Annotated in this window: 11 protein-coding genes; 8 read left to right on the top strand and 3 right to left on the bottom strand. The window is 63.8% G+C overall.

Annotated features, from left to right (window positions below; translation table 11 throughout):
- Positions 1-28 precede the first annotated feature (28 nt).
- On the bottom strand, positions 29-1,177 hold the full coding sequence (locus AC07U4_RS16285) for a hypothetical protein (protein ID WP_495196126.1): 1,149 nt from the start codon (positions 1,175-1,177) through the stop codon (positions 29-31).
- Positions 1,178-2,046: 869 nt separating this feature from the next.
- On the opposite strand from AC07U4_RS16285, the gene AC07U4_RS16280 reads away from it, so the two are divergent.
- Positions 2,047-3,537, top strand: a complete 1,491-nt coding sequence (locus AC07U4_RS16280) for a recombinase family protein (protein WP_495196125.1) — start codon at positions 2,047-2,049, stop codon at positions 3,535-3,537.
- A gap of 290 nt (positions 3,538-3,827) precedes the next feature.
- Here the strand turns inward: AC07U4_RS16280 and AC07U4_RS16275 are convergent, their stop codons facing one another.
- A complete protein-coding gene (locus AC07U4_RS16275; protein ID WP_495196124.1) occupies positions 3,828-6,695 on the bottom strand; it encodes a TonB-dependent receptor in 2,868 nt (955 codons plus the stop codon).
- A 301-nt stretch (positions 6,696-6,996) separates the two neighbouring features.
- On the opposite strand from AC07U4_RS16275, the gene AC07U4_RS16270 reads away from it, so the two are divergent.
- Both AC07U4_RS16270 and agaR read left to right on the top strand, forming a co-directional pair.
- The gene (locus AC07U4_RS16270) at positions 6,997-8,844 is read left to right on the top strand and encodes an NPCBM/NEW2 domain-containing protein (RefSeq protein WP_495196123.1); all 1,848 of its coding nucleotides are present in this window, start codon (positions 6,997-6,999) and stop codon (positions 8,842-8,844) included.
- A 91-nt stretch (positions 8,845-8,935) separates the two neighbouring features.
- Positions 8,936-9,709, top strand: a complete 774-nt coding sequence (gene agaR / locus AC07U4_RS16265) for a transcriptional repressor AgaR (RefSeq protein ID WP_495196122.1) — start codon at positions 8,936-8,938, stop codon at positions 9,707-9,709.
- A gap of 14 nt (positions 9,710-9,723) precedes the next feature.
- On the opposite strand, the gene AC07U4_RS16260 is transcribed toward agaR, so the two are convergent.
- On the bottom strand, positions 9,724-10,830 hold the full coding sequence (locus tag AC07U4_RS16260) for an amidohydrolase family protein (protein WP_495196121.1): 1,107 nt from the start codon (positions 10,828-10,830) through the stop codon (positions 9,724-9,726).
- A 265-nt stretch (positions 10,831-11,095) separates the two neighbouring features.
- On the opposite strand from AC07U4_RS16260, the gene AC07U4_RS16255 reads away from it, so the two are divergent.
- From AC07U4_RS16255 to AC07U4_RS16235, 5 genes are all read left to right on the top strand, one after another.
- Complete coding sequence (locus AC07U4_RS16255) at positions 11,096-13,060, top strand: glycoside hydrolase family 36 protein (RefSeq protein WP_495196120.1); 1,965 nt, start codon at positions 11,096-11,098, stop codon at positions 13,058-13,060.
- Entirely contained in the window at positions 13,057-13,983 is a 927-nt protein-coding gene (locus AC07U4_RS16250) for an EamA family transporter (RefSeq protein WP_495196119.1), read from the top strand. The genes AC07U4_RS16255 and AC07U4_RS16250 overlap by 4 nt, the downstream gene beginning before the upstream one ends.
- A gap of 71 nt (positions 13,984-14,054) precedes the next feature.
- Positions 14,055-15,335: a D-tagatose-bisphosphate aldolase, class II, non-catalytic subunit gene (locus AC07U4_RS16245; RefSeq protein ID WP_495196118.1), complete on the top strand. Its 1,281-nt coding sequence runs from the start codon at positions 14,055-14,057 to the stop codon at positions 15,333-15,335.
- Positions 15,328-16,470: an SIS domain-containing protein gene (locus AC07U4_RS16240; RefSeq protein ID WP_495196117.1), complete on the top strand. Its 1,143-nt coding sequence runs from the start codon at positions 15,328-15,330 to the stop codon at positions 16,468-16,470. The genes AC07U4_RS16245 and AC07U4_RS16240 overlap by 8 nt, the downstream gene beginning before the upstream one ends.
- The gene (locus AC07U4_RS16235) at positions 16,467-17,399 is read left to right on the top strand and encodes an N-acetylglucosamine kinase (protein WP_137897156.1); all 933 of its coding nucleotides are present in this window, start codon (positions 16,467-16,469) and stop codon (positions 17,397-17,399) included. The genes AC07U4_RS16240 and AC07U4_RS16235 overlap by 4 nt, the downstream gene beginning before the upstream one ends.
- Positions 17,400-17,828: the final 429 nt, after the last annotated feature.

Here is a 17,828-nt window from a genome sequence, read left to right as displayed (position 1 = left end):
GGCGAAGCGAGTAGAACGGGCGCAAGACCTAGGTCCCTACGGGAAAGAGGAGCGTGAAGAGCGTTCCGGCAATTGGCGCGACTCCTCCATTCGGGTCAGCCCAGTCGTGCAGCTCGGGAAGTTCGCCGAACGCACGCTGCTCTTCGAGCCCGAGGTCGCTGAACAGCGAAAGCCGACCAGTCCGAAGCCGTAGAAAGCCGTTTCGCTCGCGCAGAAGGTCAATCACGGTTGGCAGACCAAGGCCCGCCGAAGAGATCGACTTACGGGAGACGTTCTTGCCGAAACACCGTCGGACCAACATGCGCTCTTCGTCCCGGTCAATCGACGACAGAGGCCGGCCGGAGAGGCTAGCGGCCATGCCTGGTCCTGTGTCGAACACTGAGAGCTCGATCAGCTGAATGTCTCTGTTGCCCGCCCGCGCCGGACGTAACCGCGAGAAATAGTCGGAGAATGGCTTGGCGTCGGCGGCGAGCGTCGGCAGTGTCGTAGGGGTGATCGCGTGCCGTCGGGCGTGGAAACCCCGCACCGATTTTGCCGGGACGTTCCCGCTATCGGTCGCGCGGCCATGCTCCTCGGTATTGCGAAAGAGCTCGTGCAACGTACCGCCCAAGGCCGAGGCGAAACCGTCCGGGATCCCTCGCGAGAGTGTCGACGGGATTAGCTCCTTCAGGACCTCCACTGCGAACAGGTTGAAGGCAGGCAACCTCCTGACCTGGAGCACGCCTTGCTCGTCCGGTGCGTAGAAGGAACTTGGATGGCTCTTGGCAAGATGGTCGAAACAGATGATTTCCAACTGCGGCCCTCTTGATCCATCCTCGGGAGTCTCGGACTGCAAAATCGAGAGGCGGTCGAGCGCCGCCTGTCGGAGAACCTCTGTAAGATCGGGGCCTCGGATGCTCGAAATCGCGTCCGCAACCAGTATGCCAACTAGGCCGTGGAGCCTGCTGACTAGCCGTTCGATCTGCACCTCATCGCTCGGGCCTTCGGCGTAGCTCACGAGGTCCGCCGGATCCGCCTCATTCGCCCAGGTCGAGACCGCCTGCACGAACGCCGCCTCACCGCCTGCGGCGTGGTGCTTAGCGCGCGTCGGGATCTGAAGCTTTCCTACCGTGCCAGCTTGAATGCGGCGAAGAAAGTCCTCTGCCGCCGAGACTGTCATGAAGCTTGAGAGTTGCATGGCTTGACCTTCGTGGCGTCGGCAAGCGTCACCTATCCGCCGTCCTCCCCGGTCGCAACCGCCTTGAGCCAAAGCGGGTCGTTCCATCAGCTATCGCAAACGTCTGCTCCTGACAAAAGCGGTCATAGGACATTTCCCACGCGAAGGTCGGAACTGTCCCAAATTTCGCCTTGTCAGTATCGAGAGCGGCTTGGGCGTTCGAACCCGATTCAGAACATGAATGAATGGCAGGAGTTGGAGAGCGGAGATGGCGGTCTGAACGGCCGGGTATGGGTCTGATCAGAAAAGGCGCCGCGACTGCGCGAAAGCCAGTCACCGCAACTAGCTGTCCTTGCTACCCCGCCGATTAGACGTTGTAGCTTGGGGCCGATCACAGCCGCTTTGGCACATCACACGGGTGCGCTCACCAGGATCAAGGCGTAGCGACAGTTGAAATATTTAATTAGTCGGCTCCAAAATACATTGTCAGCAGATCTGACGCCAAGGGTGTGAGGGCCAGCCAGTCAACGCGTCGGTCGAGCTCGTTTGTCTGCCGGCTCATCAAACCTGCGGCCTCGAGCTCACTGATACGCCGCAGAGCGGTAGTCCTGGGCAGGCCGCTATGAGCGCAAGCATCCCCGACGGAAAAGCGGCTACCCTGCGCCACGAACGCGAAGAGGAGAATGTTCCATGCACCGTGATCCAACGGCAACGGATTAAAGGCTTCGTCTCGCCGTCGCAGCTTCTGTCGTTCACTTTCGGCTCTGCGTACAGCAAGCCGGGCATCATCATCCTGTCTCACAAATTCGGGATAGTCCGAACCGGACAAAGTGCAAGAGCTTCGGAGAACGGTATAATCCGGCATTGCCTTTGCAGCATCGAAGGATCGTATGGGAGACCCAACCACCGCAGCGCGTCCCACCGCCTATTCGTATCAGCGCTTCAGTAGTCCGGCGCAGTGGTCGGGCGACAGCATTACCCGCCAGCATTTAATGGCTGCGGAGTATGCTAAAGCGCACGATCTGCACCTCGACGAAAGCCTCACAATACGAGATCTTGGCGTATCTGGCTTTCGCGGTAAAAATGCTGAGACCGGGGCGCTCGCAAAATTTCTACAAGCGGTGCATAGCCAGCATGTGCCAAGTGGTAGCTTCTTGCTTATCGAGTGCCTTGATAGGCTAAGTCGTGCTCACATACTTATGGCACAAAGTCTGTTATCCCAATTGATACTGGCCGGCATCAATGTTGTATCGTTGGTGGACCGTCGCATTTATTCAACGGAAACGTTGGCGAAAGATCCTATTTCCCTTCTATATGCGTTGATCGTCTTCGCCCGAGCGAATGAAGAAAGTGCAATGAAGTCTGTGCGTGCTCGTGAAGCTTGGAAAAGGAAGCGCGAGGCGCCTAAGTGGGGCCTCATCACCAGCCATGTCCCTGACTGGCTTGTAGTGGATGCTACTACAAAGAAGATCGCTTCGCATGAAGGCAGGGCAGCGCTACTGAAGCAGATATTTGCGGCAGCGTTGAAAGGGCAATCCGCATCTGAGATTGCGAGAGCGCTTAATGAAAGCGGGGTACGCAGATGGCGGGGCGATCACCGGTGGAGTGGTCCTACCGTTTCCACCCTGTTGCGAAACCCCCGCGTGACCGGTGTGCTTCCGCTTTTTATCGCGAATGACGATACGCATGCTCGGTACGCACGCCCAGCGAGCTTGATTGCCGGATATTTCCCGCAAGTGATAAAACCAGACAGATTTCTAGCGGTTCAAGAGATTTTACGTAGGCGTCGGCGAGGGGGCAGTGTTGCTCGCAATAGTATCCTAGCCGACCTAATGCGCTGCGCGGAATGCGGCGCCGTAGTTCGCTACCAAGCGTTCGGCAAAGATGGTAGGCCAGTGCTCCGGTGTCAAGCAGCGTTAGTAAAGTATCAATGCGGCTCCCCAGAGGCTGATTACAGCCTGCTTGAGGATAGATTTCTTGAAGCGTTGCGCGTTTGGCTGCGTACGGTCGAGCCGAAAGCCGTTTATCATTACGAGAAGAAGGCTATACACGCTGCGATATTAGGCCTTTATGAGGCGCAGGAAGCAGTGCAGGCCAGCGCTATCACCGACTGTGGAGGCGTCAGCTACAATCTTTTTCTAGCATTGGCGAAGGCAGAAGATCGGCTAAATGATCTCTTAGACTATGGTGTATCAAAGCTTACCTTGGATAGGGCTCAGAAGAGCAAAATTCTAGCTACGATTGATGAAAGCATCTCGTCGCCAGACGTAAGGCGTGACCTCAACAGGTGGCTCAAAAAGACTTTTTCCGTAGCCGTTATCGACACACGTAACTGCCTAGGGCAAATTCATACCGACTGCGACATAGTCCTGTCATGGTAGGCACCTTCATCCTATACCGGTGACAACGCTTGTCGGCCTGAGGGGGGGGGGGCTGATCCGGTTTGTTGGCCATAGCTCACATTTCACGCCAGCGGGCTTTGCGCGGAGCGCGCTGTTCCGATAGCCGACGCGGCGTGCCAGCAAAATCTAATACGGGGCCTTATTGTCAGTCACGCTGAGATATTTGTTATCGCGAATGGCTTCATCAAACTACAGCTTCGCACTGGTCCGTTGTCGACGCTCATGATATACCATGAGCGTCGGCTCGGACGGACTAATTGTCTGCCAGCTCACATGCGTGCGCGTATGCCGAAGAAGAACGCCCGACCGGTATATTCGTAGAAGGCCGGGACGTTGCTGTAGGTCGAGAAACGCTTGGTGGCCGAGTCGAGCAAATTCGAGCTCTGCGCATAGACGGTGACCTGCGGCAGGACGTCGTAAGATACGCTCGCTGCGAGTTCATGATACGGCGACTGCTTTATCGCCAGGCTGTCGATGTAGCTGTACTGCGACGACACGAACCGCGACTGGTACTGGTACGAAACCGAAGCGTTGACGCCATGCGCCTCGTAGAACAGCTTGGCGTTTGCCGAGAACGGCACCGCATCCTCAAGGTTGACCGTCGGCCGCCCGGCGCGCTCCGCGCGGGACTTGTTATAGGTGGCATTAGCCTGCAGGCCGAATCCGTTGCGTAGAAAATACTGGCCGCCAACCTCGATGCCGTAGACCTTGGCGCTGTCGCCGTTGACATAGGTCAGCTCAGTGAACGGGAAGCTCGAAGGCGCGCCCGCGACCTGGTTCGTCGGCACGAGGTTGAAGGCAACTGCCTGCGTGGTGACGAAGTTGGTAAGGTGCTTGTAGAAGGCGGCTACCGTCAGCGCGAGGCGGTTGTTTGGATAGTATTCGAGGGAGATGTCGGCCTGATCCGCCGACACCGGCTTGAGGTTGGGATTGCCGGCGTCGGTGACGACCGGGGTGTTCGACTGCGCCGCGGAATAGTCCTTCGCCGACGACAGCTGACCGAAGGTCGGACGGGAGATAGCCTGCGATGCGGCGAGACGGACGCGAAGACCGTCCGCGAGATCGTACGCGAAGTTCGCCGACGGCAGGAGGCGCGAATAGTCGCCGCCGCCGTTGATCGGTTCGATCGGGTTGAACACGACGTTGGCGGTGCCGACGCCGATCACCTGATAGCTACGCACCGAGGCACCATAGCCCAGCGAGTCCACGCTGGTGTGAACGTAGCGCAGGCCGAAGTCGCCGCGCCAGCGCGAACCCTCGAGGTTGAACTGGAAATAACCGTCCCAGGTGCGCTCGCGGATCGCATAGGAGGCGAGCAGGTCGGGGACGATCTGCTGCGCCGCAAAACCGGTCGGGTAGGGTTGGCCCGTCGCCGGATTCAGCACGTTCGGATTGTTCTCCGCCTTCGCTAGCGACCCCAGATAGGTGTCGATGTCGAACGACGGGATCGATCGCGGGAAATTGCCCGGGAGCTTCGGCAGGATGTTCGACACCTGCCCCTCCTGGACGACGTTGGCGCCGATCGCGGCGAACGAGAAGGGGTAGCCGGCAAAATTCTCGGCGGTGGTGTACTGGTTGTCGATGACGTCGACGGTCTTCTTGCGGTTGAGGTAGGCGCCACCGAACGTGAACGACTTCATCGCGCCGTTGTCGACCTCGTAGGCTAGGTCAAGCTTCGCCTGCGTGCTGCGATCCGCAATGTTCTGGCCTTGAATGCCAATGTAATGCGCGCGCAGATCGCCGTTACCCGCGTCGCTGAGGGGGCGGTTGGTGAGCGTACCGTCGGCGTTGGGGATGGTGATCTGCAGGTCGGGCAGACCGCCGTTTCGCGTGGCCACCACCGCGCGCGACCCAGGAATGCCCGCGACGACGAAGCGGTTCTCGCCGCCGGTGTTATTGGTCGCCTTGCCGAAGGAGGCGTCGGCGGAGACCTTGAGCTTCTCCAACGGCGTCCAGTCGATGTGGCCGCCATACTGATAGGTGATCGAATGGCGCGGCTCAGTCGTCGCCAGGATGTCGACGGTAGCGGGATTAACCGTGTAGTTGGTGACCACCTTGTTGCGGTCGACTTGGACGTTGTTGAGGTCCCAGCGGATGCTGCCGTCGTCGGCAAGCGGCGTCAGGCCTACGGAGACTCGGTGGTTCTCCTGGTTGTCGGTATAGTTGCTGTAGATGCCGTCGAGGCGAAGTTCGAAGTTCGAGCTCGGCTTCCACTGATAGGCAGCCGAACCGCCCCACCGCTCGCGCTCGCCGAGCACATAGCCGACGCTGTAGAAGTAGGGAACGATGACCCCGCCATTGGGTACGTTGACGATGCTGCGCTGGCCGTTCGCCGCAGTGGCGATGTCGAACGTGTCGGTGCTCGAATACTCGCCGAGGTTGTCGGTGCGGAACTTGTACTTGTTGTACGTGCCGGAGACGAGCAGACCCATCGAGTCGTTCGCGAAGGTCGTGCTGACCACGCCCGACGCCTTGACACCGCCCTTCTCCGCGAACTGGTTGTACTGGCCCTCGAGCGAGCCGGCGGCGTGGAAGCCCTTGTGATCGAAGGGGCGGGCGGTGCGCAGGTCGACGTTGCCGCCGATGCTGCCTTCGAGCTGCGCGGCCTGCGCAGCCTTTTGGATCTCGGCGCCGGAAATCACCTCGGAGGGCAGGACGTCGAAGGCGAACGAACGGTCGGGGCCGTCGGTCGGCAGGATGCGGCCGTTGAGCGTCGTCAGGGCGAAGCTCTCGCCGAGGCCGCGGACGGTGATGCTGCGGCCTTCGCCTCGGCCGTCGCGACCGACCGTCACGCCGGGGATGTTGGACAGCGCCTCGGCAACGTTGCGATTGGGGAACTTGCCCAGCTCTTCGGCGGAAATGGCGTCGACGATCGTCGAAGCGTCGCGCTTCGTCTCGACCGACCGCAGCAGGCTGCCGCGGACGCCGCGCACGATGATGTCGTTGGCGGGATCGTCGCCGGCGACCTCCTGCGGGTTTCCGCTCTGGCCGGGGCCCGACTGGATCACGGAGCCGGGATTGGGCTGTTCGGTCGGGGAGACCGCGGTCTGCGCTGCCGCTTGAGAGGCTGCGAGCAGTGCCAGCAGGCTGACACCCGCTAGGGCGCCATATTGCCACCGCGTTGCACCGGTCATCATCATTCCTCTCATCGAAGCCTCCAGCGGACGTCGCCGCTAAGCGATCACTTTGTTGCGAATTGCTAGAACTGCCGTAACAATCTTGTCAAACGAATAAAAACGAAACATCATACGACGTGTTGGTCAGGTTTGCGGGGGGGGGCACACGGTCATTCCGCCGTTTCGTCGGCAGCTAACCACCTTCCATCCGGTGGAAGCGTGGATGCGTCGTTATGCTGATCGGCTTCGTCTGCCGACATGGCCAAGCCGGATCTCTCTGGCAGCGCCAGTCGCTGGGGATCATTCATTGCAGGAGAACTCCATGTCCGCACCATCTTCAAAAGGCGCCGCCAGGGGCCGTGCCCTGCGCGCGGCAGCGATTTTGGCGGCCGCCGCCTCTCCTGCGGCGGCGATGGCGCAGAACGATCCTCTCGCGCCGAGCGGAAGGTTCGCCGTCGTCCAGACCGGCGCAGCACAGACCCCGCCGATGGGTTGGAATCCGTGGAACGCCTTCCACGCAGACGTCGACGAGGCAAAGGTGCGGGCGGTGGCGAAGGCGATGGTCGACAGCGGCCTCGCGGCGCGCGGCTATCGCTTCGTCAATATAGACGACGGCTGGGCGTTGCGCCGATTGGCCGACGGACGGTTGCAGATCCGCAGCAATACCTTTCCGTCGTCGCACGTCGAAGGAAGCGCCACCGGCTCGTTCAAGCCGTTCACAGACGCCCTCCACGCCCTCGGCCTCAAGGCGGGCATCTACACCGACATCGGACGCAACACCTGCATGCAGCGATGGGACGCCAGCGTTCCCAACCTGCCGGTCGGCTCAGTCGCCGAGCGTCAGGTCGGCAGCTTCGGCTACGCGGTCACTGATATGCGGACGATCTTCGCCGACTGGCGGTTCGACTACATCAAGGTCGATGCCTGCGGCGTTGCCGACTATACGCCGGCCGATCCGCCGGTGACCTCGGGCGCTTATAACGCCTTCCCGCCGCTGATCGTACGAGGCAACATACCCGCGTCCGACCCGAAGGCGATCGAAGGACTTTATGCGGCGCTAGGCGACGCGGTGCGTCGCTGGGGCGGTGACACCGCAACGCTGTCGATCTGCGCTTGGGGCGAGGCGCTGTCGGTCCTCTGGGGCCCGCGGCGCGGCAATCTCTACCGGACGAGCCCGGACATCGAGTCGAACTGGAAGAGCATGCTCGCGAACATCGACAGCGTGGTCGATGGCGCGCTCTATGCGGGACCCGGTCATTGGAATGACCCCGACATGCTCGAGATCGGTCATGGGGACTTCGACGCGGCGCATCCCACGGAGGCGAGGTCGCACTTCACGATGTGGACGATCATGGCGGCGCCGCTGCTGCTCGGTTACGATCTGCGGCATCCCGACCCGGCGCTGCACGCCATCGTCAGCAACCCGGAGGTAATCGCGATCAACCAGGATGCGGCGGGCAACCAGGGGATCGGCTATCGCGACGGCGATGCGATGGTCGTCGTGCGAACGCTGGCCGCGGCAGGCACGCGGGCGGTCGCGTTCCTTAACCGCGGCGCGGTGCCGGTCGAGGCGAGGGTTTCCTGGCGACAGCTCGGCTTCGCCCCCGGCAGCCACGCGCGCGTCCGCGACGTCTGGGCGCGGCGCGATGATGCAGCGGCGAGCGACCTGATCCGAGTGACCCTGCCGGCGCATGGATCCGCGCTGCTGCGCGTCACCGGTACGCCGGCCGATCCCGGCGCCGTTCCGCTGGACGCCATGCCCGCGCGCATCCATGTAGCGGTCGATGGGCTGTCGCGGGCCAATGCCCTGCCGATGGGTCGCTTTCCCGCGCGCGTCGGCGCGACACCGGACGGAGCGCCGCTGATCGCAGGCGGACAACCGGTCGGTGGAATCGGCATGTTCGCTAACTCGCGCCTTGAAGTGCACGCCGATCGCGCCTTCTCACGCCTCGTGGCGACGCCGCGGGTGCTGGGCGGGACGGGGCCCGTACGCTTCCAGGTGTATGCCGACCGCCGCCTGGTGCAGGAGGTGTCTGCGGCGCCCGGAAAGGCGGCGTCGATCGTGGCCGACATCCGGTTCGCTTCCGTCGTCGAGCTGGTCACGCGCCAGCCGTCGAATGGCGGCCGCCCACCAATGGTGGCATGGAGCGCGGCGCGCATGGTTCGTTGAGGATCGTGTGATCCCTACCGAAACGTAACGCGATTGATGTAGCCTGACCGCGCTGGTAGCGGTGACGGCAGAGTGTAGGGAACGGGATGGAATGATCCGGGACACGAGTGAACGGCGATTGCGGATCAGCACGCTGGTGCGCGAGCGGGGCAGCGTGCAGGTCGCGCCGCTCGCCGAAAAGTTCGGAGTGTCGATGCAGACGATCCGCAAGGACCTGCGCTTCCTCGCGACGCGCGGCGTGATGGAGCGGTCCTACGGCGGTGGGATCAGCGCTGGCGCGGTCAACGTGACCGCCGAGCCGCCCGTCGAGGTCAAGCGCTCGATCCACGCCGACGAGAAGACGCGGATCGGCAAGGCAGCGGCGGCGATGGTGTCGCCGGGCGAGTCGATCGTGCTCGACTCCGGCACGACGACGCTGCAGATCGCGCGCTTCCTACCCGATGACGACGACATCACGGTCCTGACCAACGACCTCGACATCCTGTCGGTGCTGGCGGCGAAGGAGCGGCTCAACATCGTCATGCTGGGTGGGATGCTCCGCCGCAAGAACCGCGCGTTCTACGGGGCCCAGACGGTAGCGTCGCTGGAGAGTCTGCGTGTCGACAAGCTGTTTCTAGGCGTTGACGGCTTCGACATCGAATGCGGCATCACCACCCACTACGAGCCGGAAGCGATGCTGAACCGCAAGATGGTGGAGGCGGCGCGCGACGTCATCGCGGTGACCGACGTATCCAAGTTCGGGCGCGTTTGCCTCCACCGGATCATACCGGTCGACAGCATCCACCATCTCATCACCGGAAGCGACGTGCCCGACGACGTCCGCTCCGCCTCGCAGCGGCTGGGGTTCAGCATCCACGAGGCCTAAGCGGTTCGCGACGCTTAGCCTCCCAGATGGAAGAAGCGCCGTGCGTTGCGGTAGTAGATCTTGTCGATGACCTCGCGCGGCAGCGCAAGACCTGGCGCATCCGCCTTGATGGCTGCGATCGGCTGGGATAGCGGCGTCGCGAGATAGCGCCAGTCGGAACGCCACGTCGCATCGGCCTCCTTGGCGAAGTCGCCCGTCGTCGGCGGGTTCTGCGCGCGTGCCGCGGGATCGGGCGGGCTGTCAGTCAGGTCGGTGCCGTACATCAGCCGATCCTGATACTTAACGAAGAAGGCGCGCACCTTCGCATGGTTCGCGTTCGACTGGACCTGCACCTGGCTCATCCGGGCGGCGAGATCGACCACCGCGCTGGGAAAGCGGTCGAGAAAGGCGGCGAGTTCGTCGACGCTCCATTCTAGGCTCGCCATGTGCGCACCGTCGAAGGCGAGCTTCGGATGCTGCGCGACAAAGCGGTCGCGCACCGCCATCAGGCGCTCGTAGCTCGGCTCCTCGGGATGCTTGAACATGTAGTATTCGGGATGTTCGCTGAAATAGGTCCGGTCGTTGTCGGTCGTCATCTGGTCGAGCGGCAGCCAGCAGTTCTTTGGCTCGCCCTGATGCGCGATCAGCGGCACGCCCCGCGCCTGAATGTGGCGCATGATGGGATCGAACCGCGGATCATCGAGGAAGACGCGCTTGCCGTTCGCATCCTTGGCGATCATGCCGATATTCTTCCATACCTTCACCGCGACCGCGCCGTGCGCGAAGCCGTCGTCGACCGCGCGTTCGGCTTGGGCGGTCCATTGCGGCGTCCCGAACCCGTCCATCGAGAAGGTCGTCGCGAAGTGGAAGTGCTTAGGGTTGGCGGCATGGTCCTTGTAGGCGATCTCCGCCTGCCGCGCGAGCGGCGGGAAATCGGGATAATCGACGTTGATCGACAGGAGCTCGAACCCGTCGCGCCGGGCGACCTGTACGAAGTCGGGCGCGTCTCGGTTGGCGTGGACGTGCGCGTCGAGCTTGGCGACGCGCGCAAAGTCGGCCTCGGTATAGGACGTGGGAGACGGTGCGGAGCCGACGAGCGCCATGGCGGCGGTGACGGCAAGCAGACCTGATCGGATGCGCATCTGGTTCTCCAAAGGAAACGTAACGAAATCATACTATGTTGCGTTTTGAATTGCGCAAGCCGAACCGATGAGGCACATCCGAATTCAAGGCCGCCCGCTTCAAGTGGCGTCCGCTGCTACGAGAGGCATGCGCGTGTCGAACACATCCATATCCCGGCGTCGCCTGATCGCGCAGCTTGCGGGCGGAGCGGCCGTCGTCGCTGCCTGCCCTGCCGTCGCGCGAGTTTCGCGCCCGATTGGACCGATCACGCGAATCAGCGACGGCGTGCTGACGATCGAATTCGACGCCGGGCTGCACTCACGCCTGTCGCGCGGCGGGACCGTGCTGACCGCAATGGAACCGGGCGAAGCGATCCGCCTGGTCGGTCAGCAGCCGATCGACCGCTTCCTTCTCCTCGACCAGAGCAGCGAGGCCGTCTCGGGACCGCATGGCAGCGGTAGACTCCATCGGCTGCGCGGCACCGCGGCGGGCAGCATCGAGAAGCGGATTGCGGTGACGATGCTCGACCGCTATCCCGGCCTCGCGATGCTCGACGTCGCCTATCGCAACACTGGTAAGACGCCGCTCGCGATCGCTGGATGGCAGGCGGCGGCGCACGATCTGCTCGCGCATCCGGAGGGAGCCTGGAGCTTCTCGGGCGCCTCCTACCCCGATCGGCGCGACTGGGTGCAGCGCGTGGCGCCGGGGTTCGGCCAGCGAAACTTCATGGGCATGAACGCGTCCGACTACGGCGGCGGCACCCCAGTCGCGGCTGTTTGGCGGCGCGACGTCGGGCTTGCGGTCGGCCACGTCGACACGTTGCCGCGGCTGGTGTCGCTGCCGGTCGCTGGGCAGCCGACGGGAACGCGGATCGCGATCGCGGGCGACGAGCCGATGACTCTCGCACCCGGCGCGTCGCTTGCGCTGCCGCCGATCCTCCTGATGGTGCATGACGGCGATCACTTCCGTCCGCTCGACGCCTATCGCCGGCTGATGGCGGAGCGCGGCATCGCCGCCCCCGCGATACCGGAGCCGAGCTACGCGCCGGTTTGGTGCGCCTGGGGCTACGGCCGCGACTTCACCATCCCCGAGGTGCTGACTGCGATGGGTAAGGCCAAGGATATTGGGCTCGATTGGGCGGTGATGGACGACGGCTGGCAGACGTCGGAAGGCGACTGGAAGCTCAATCCCGCCAAGTTCCCGCGGGGCGACGCCGACATGAAGGCGTTTGTCGGTCAGATCAAGACGGCGGGCATGCGGCCACGGCTCTGGCTCGCCCCGCTCGCCGCGGATCCCGGCACCGACCTGCTCCGCGACCACGCCGACATGCTGCTGCTGGACCGCACAGGTGCCGCACAGAACGTCAGCTTCTGGAATGCGTTCACCCTGTGCCCGGCTTATCCGCCGGTGGTCGACTACTTCCGGGGTCAGATCCGCCGCATCATCGGCGACTGGGGCTTCGAGGGGCTGAAGCTCGACGGCCAGCATCTCAACGGCGTCGCGCCCTGCTACAATCCCGCCCACAACCACGCGCGGCCCGAGGAATCTTTCGAGAAGCTGCAGAGCTTCTGGAAGGCGCTCTACGACGAGGCAATGGCGATCAACCCGGAGGCGGTGGTCGAGATCTGTCCCTGCGGCGACTCCTTCGCCTTCCACAACATGCCGGGGATGAACCACACGCCCGCATCGGATCCGACGTCGTCGTGGCAGATCAGGCTCAAGGGCAAGACGTTCAAGGCGATGATGGGGCCCTCCGCGCCGTTCGCGGGCGATCACGTCGAACTCAGCGACCGGCACGACGATTTTGCCAGCCACTACGGCATCGGCGCGATCGTCTCGACCAAGTTCACGTGGCCGCACGATCCGGTCAACACCACCGATCCCCTGCCGCCGGGCGGCATCGCGCTCACTCCCGAGCGTGAACGCCTCTGGCGCAAATGGATCGCGCTGTACCGCGCCGACATGCTGCCCAAGGGCGAGTATCTCGGCGGGCTCTACGACATCGGCTTCGACAAGCCTGAGGGCCATGCGATCCGTGCCAGTGGCCGGATGCACTATGCATTTTACGCCGATAGCTGGTCGGGGAAGGTTACCTTGCGCGGATTGCCCCCGGGCACTCACCGACTGACCGACAGCTTCACCGGCGCTTCGCTCGGGATGGTCGACGGACCGGTGGCCACCGTCCCGGCGCGCTTCGAGCACTTCCTGCTGATCGCCGCCACCCCCATCACCACGAGGGGCGTCGCATGAGCGGTCTCGCATCATCAAGCGGGCGAGCCTGGCTGTTCAACGCGCTCGCCACAGTCGTGCTGTGGGGCGTGTGGGGCGCATTCTCCGGCCTGTTGCCGCAGCACGGCTTCCCCGAGACGCTCGTCTACTGCGTTTGGGCGCTAACGATGATCCCGCCCGCCCTGATCGTCCTCGCGCAGGCGCGATGGAAGCTCGACGTCAATCCGCGGGCGATCGCTTATGGTCTTGCCGTGGGTGGCCTGGGGGCGGGGGGGCAGATGGTGCTGTTCTACGCGGTCACGCGTGGCCCCGCCTATCTGATCTTTCCGGTGATCTCGCTGTCGCCGGTGGTCACGATCATCTTGTCCTTCCTGTTCATGGGTGAACGGACCGGCAGGCTCGGCGCGATCGGCATCCTGCTGGCGCTGCTCGCGCTGCCGACGTTCGACTTTGCGCCGGGCGGCGATGCGCAGGGCGGCGGCTGGATCTGGATGGCGTTCGCCGTCATGACCTGCTGGGGCCTGCAGGCCTATTTCATGAAGTCCGCCAACCGCGTCATGTCGGCGGAAAGCATCTTCTTCTACATGACCGTGACCGGCTTGGCGCTGATCCCCGCGGCACTCGTGCTGACCGACTTCAGCCGTCCGATTAACTTCGGTCTCGATGGTCCGCTGCTCGCCGCCGGCATCCAGGTTCTCAACGCCATCGGAGCGCTGACACTGGTGTTCGCTTTCCGCTACGGCAAGGCGATCATCGTGGCGCCGCTGACCAATGCCGGGGCGCCGCTCGCCACAGCGATCATCTCGCTGGTCGCGCTCGGCGTCATGCCGGGACCGGTCAAGTTCATCGGCATCGGTCTCGCTCTCGCCGCCTCGCTGATGCTTGCGTTCGAACCCGATGCCACGGCTGGTGACGACGATAGCGAAGCTACTACCGCAACATAGTAGTTTTTGTTTCGATTCGTTTCGTTGCCTTTCCTAAAAGACTCCCCTATCTCGAATGAAAGGAGATAATCGTGAAGCTGATCGAAGACATCATCGCCCGGCACAAAGCCGGCGAACGCGTCGGCGTCACGTCGGTGTGCTCGGCGCATCCGCTGGTGATCGAGGCGACGTTTGCCCATGCGCTGCGTCACGACGTGCCGGTGGTGCTCATCGAAGCAACCTCGAACCAGGTGAATCAGGACGGCGGCTACACTGGCATGGTGCCCGCCGACTTCCGCGCCTTCGTCGAGGGGATCGCAAGACGTTTGGGCTTCCCGCTCGACTGCCTCGCTCTGGGCGGCGATCACCTCGGCCCCAACGCCTGGACCGCGCTTCCCGCCGAGGCGGCCATGGCGAAGGCGGAGACGATGATCGCCGACTACGTGCGCGCCGGCTTCGGCAAGATCCATCTGGACTGCTCGATGTCCTGCGCCGATGACCCGACGCCACTTGCCGAACGCACGATCGCCGAACGCGCCGCGCGTCTCTGCCGCGTTGCCGAGGACGCCTTCGTCGGCGAGCCGGCGGACGCTCCGGTCTACGTGATCGGCACGGAGGTGCCGGTGCCTGGCGGCGCGGCGGAGGACCTCGACACGCTCGAAATCACCTCGCCTGAGGCGGCGCTCGCGACGGTCGATATGCATCGTGCGCTGTTCAGCGAGCTTGGGTTGAACGCAGCGTGGGCCCGGGTGATCGCGACGGTCGTTCAGCCGGGCGTCGAGTTCGATCACATGAAGGTGGTCGACTACCGCCCCGACGCCGCTGCCGATCTCAGCGCCGCCATCGTGCCGGTCGACCATCTGGTCTTCGAGGCGCATTCCACCGACTATCAGACCGCAGAGGCGCTGAGCGCGCTGGTTCGCGACCACTTCGCCATCCTCAAGGTCGGTCCCGGCGTCACCTTCGCGCTGCGCGAAGCGCTGTGGGCGCTCGATGCAATCGAAAGCGAGACGGTCGAAGAAGGGCGCGGCGATCTGCGTGCGGTCGCGATCGCGCGGATGCACGCCGAGCCCGCCAACTGGCGCAAATACTATCACGAGAACGGAGCTGCGCTCGACCTCCAGCTGCAGTACAGCCTCAGCGACCGCATCCGCTACTACTGGCCGGACCCTGCGATCGTCGCGGCGCAGGAGCGATTGTTCGCCAATCTCCGGGCGCAGGTGCCGCCTCTGCCGCTGCTCAGCCAACATCTGCCGCTCGCCTATGCCGCCGCTCGCGCCGGAACTGCGACCCTCGACCCGGTCGACCTCATCGTCGCGCAGATCGGCGCGACGCTCGACGCCTATCATGGAGCCTGCCATCCCGATGCCTGAGACCCTAGTCGCGGTCGATCCACAGGTCGCAAACGACGACAGCTGGACCCGGCGCGAAATCCACCAGCAGCCCGCCACGCTGCGGGCGACGCATGCGGTGCTCGCAGCGGAACGCGACGGCATCGCCGCGTTTCTCGCGCCCCTGCTTGCGCAGCCCGATCTGCGGATCATGCTGTGCGGCGCGGGTACCTCCGCCTTCATCGGCGAATGCCTCGCGCCCTGGCTGACCGCGACGCTTGGCCGCCCGGTCGAGGCGGTGGCCACCACCGACATTGTCGGATCGCCGAACTTCTATCTCGATGCGAGACGGCCAACGCTGATGGTGTCGTTCGGGCGATCGGGCAACAGCCCGGAGAGCGTCGCCGCGGTCGAGCTGGCCGACGCGCGGCTGACGTCGGTCCACCACCTGGTCATCACGTGCAACGACGATGGCGCCCTAGCGAAGCGTCCTGGCGCGATCGGCCACGTCGTCCGCCTTCCCGAAGAGACGCACGATCGGGCCTTCGCAATGACGTCGAGCTTCAGCGCCATGCTCTACGCGGCGCTTGCGATCTTCACCGGTATTGACGCCATGGCTACGCGGATCGAGGCGATCGCGGAAGCCGTCGCGACTACTTTGGAGCATGCCGACGCTGAAGCGACGGAACTCGCCGCATGCGATTTCGACCGGGTCGTCTACCTCGGCAGCGGCGTATTCCAGGGGCTGGCGCGCGAGTCGGCCTTGAAGCTGCTCGAATTGACGGACGGGGCGATCCCGACCGCGTTCGACTCGTCGCTGGGCTTCCGTCATGGCCCCAAGACGATCGTGACCGAGCGTACTCTGGTCGTCGTGTTCGTCTCGAACGATCCCCTGACCCGGCTCTATGATCTCGACATCATCGCCGAGCTGCGGGCCGACGGTCGCTGCGGCCGGGTGCTGCCAGTCATGGCGCGCGACGGGGGCGACGATGCACTGCTGGTGCTGGACGGGACGCTGATGGCGGATGCCGACCTGCTTTTTCCCTACGTGGTGCCGGCGCAGCTATTCGGCCTGCACTGCTCGCTTCGCCTCGGACGCACGCCCGACCAGCCCAACGCGAGCGGCACGGTCAACCGCGTCGTTCAGGGCGTGCGTATCCACACGCAGCCCGCATGACGGTCTACCTTGGCGTCGATGGCGGCGGTACGAAGACGGAATTCGTCTGCATCGACGCGCAGGGTGCCGTGATCGCGCGGGCGCTGACGGGCACGACCTATCATCTGCAGGTCGGGCTCGACGAGGCGTTGTCGCGCATTGCTCGTGGCATCGGCGAGGTCTGCGCGACGCTGGACCTTGCGCCTACCGCGTTTGACTACGTCTTCCTGGGGCTGCCGGCGTTCGGCGAGGACGCCGGCATCGATCCGCTGCTCGACGCCGGCTGCGCGCGCGTGCTCGGTCACGATCGATACCGCTGCGACAACGATATGGTGTGCGGGTGGGCGGGATCGCTGGCCTGTGCCGATGGGATCAACCTCGTCGCTGGCACCGGTGCGATCGGTTATGGCGAGCGGCACGGTCGCCGCGCCCGCGCTGGCGGCTGGGGCGAGGTGTTCAGCGACGAGGGCTCGGCGTACTGGATCTCGATCCAAGGACTGCAGGTCTTCACCAAGATGAGCGACGGCCGCCTTCCCAGTGGTCCGTTGCGGCAGATACTGATCGATTCCCTTCGCCTCGACAGCGATCTTGCGATCTGCGCACGCGTTATGGGCGGCTCGGGAATGACCCGTGACGAGATCGCCGCGCTCGCCCCGCTGGTTGCGCAGGCAGCGGAGGCGGGAGACACCGCCGCGACCGCGATCTTGGAACGCGCGGGCCAGGAACTGGCGGAGATCGCCGAGGCGCTTCGTGTCGCTCTCGACTATGACGAGCACGAGCGGGTCGCGCTGTCCTGGTCTGGCGGCGTGCTGACCAAGCAGCCCGCGGTACGAGCTGCGTTGCTACGCCGTCTGGAGACGCGCGCGCAATATGACGTCATCGCTCCGCGTCATGAACCAGGATTGGGCGCGGCCTTGTATGCCCGCCTTCTGGGTTCACGACCGGAGTAAAGCTCGTTGCGTAGGGATTCCGGCAAGGGTTCGGCGCCACAAAGCGGAAGTGCATCCGCGGGATCATTCAAGACCAGCAAACTGAGTGGGCGTCGTGGCCAAAGATCCTGCAGCAGAGCCGGTCGCCATCGCTAGGATGCTGAAATCACACAGAGGGCGATGAAGGTCATGTGACCTGTTACCAGAATTCGCCGCGACGTCTGCCGCGCAAGACGGTGCCCAGACGTCCGACCTGCCTCACGGTAGCACTAATCAGCCTCGACTATCTCGAACCGCCATCCGCTGCGGTCGGCACCGTGATGCGAGTTGGAACTCGCAAGAGCGCGGGACGGACAATCCGGCATTTTGATCGGCTGATCGTCCCCATTGGTTCTTAGAACTTCAGGATGGAACGACAGGTCATGGGCGGTCACCGGTGCCTGTATCCGG

The organism is Sphingomonas sp. GW821-FHT02B09 (genome assembly GCF_059421875.1).
Note: the sequence above shows the minus strand (reverse complement) of the source record. Positions and strands in the feature narration are given on the sequence as shown.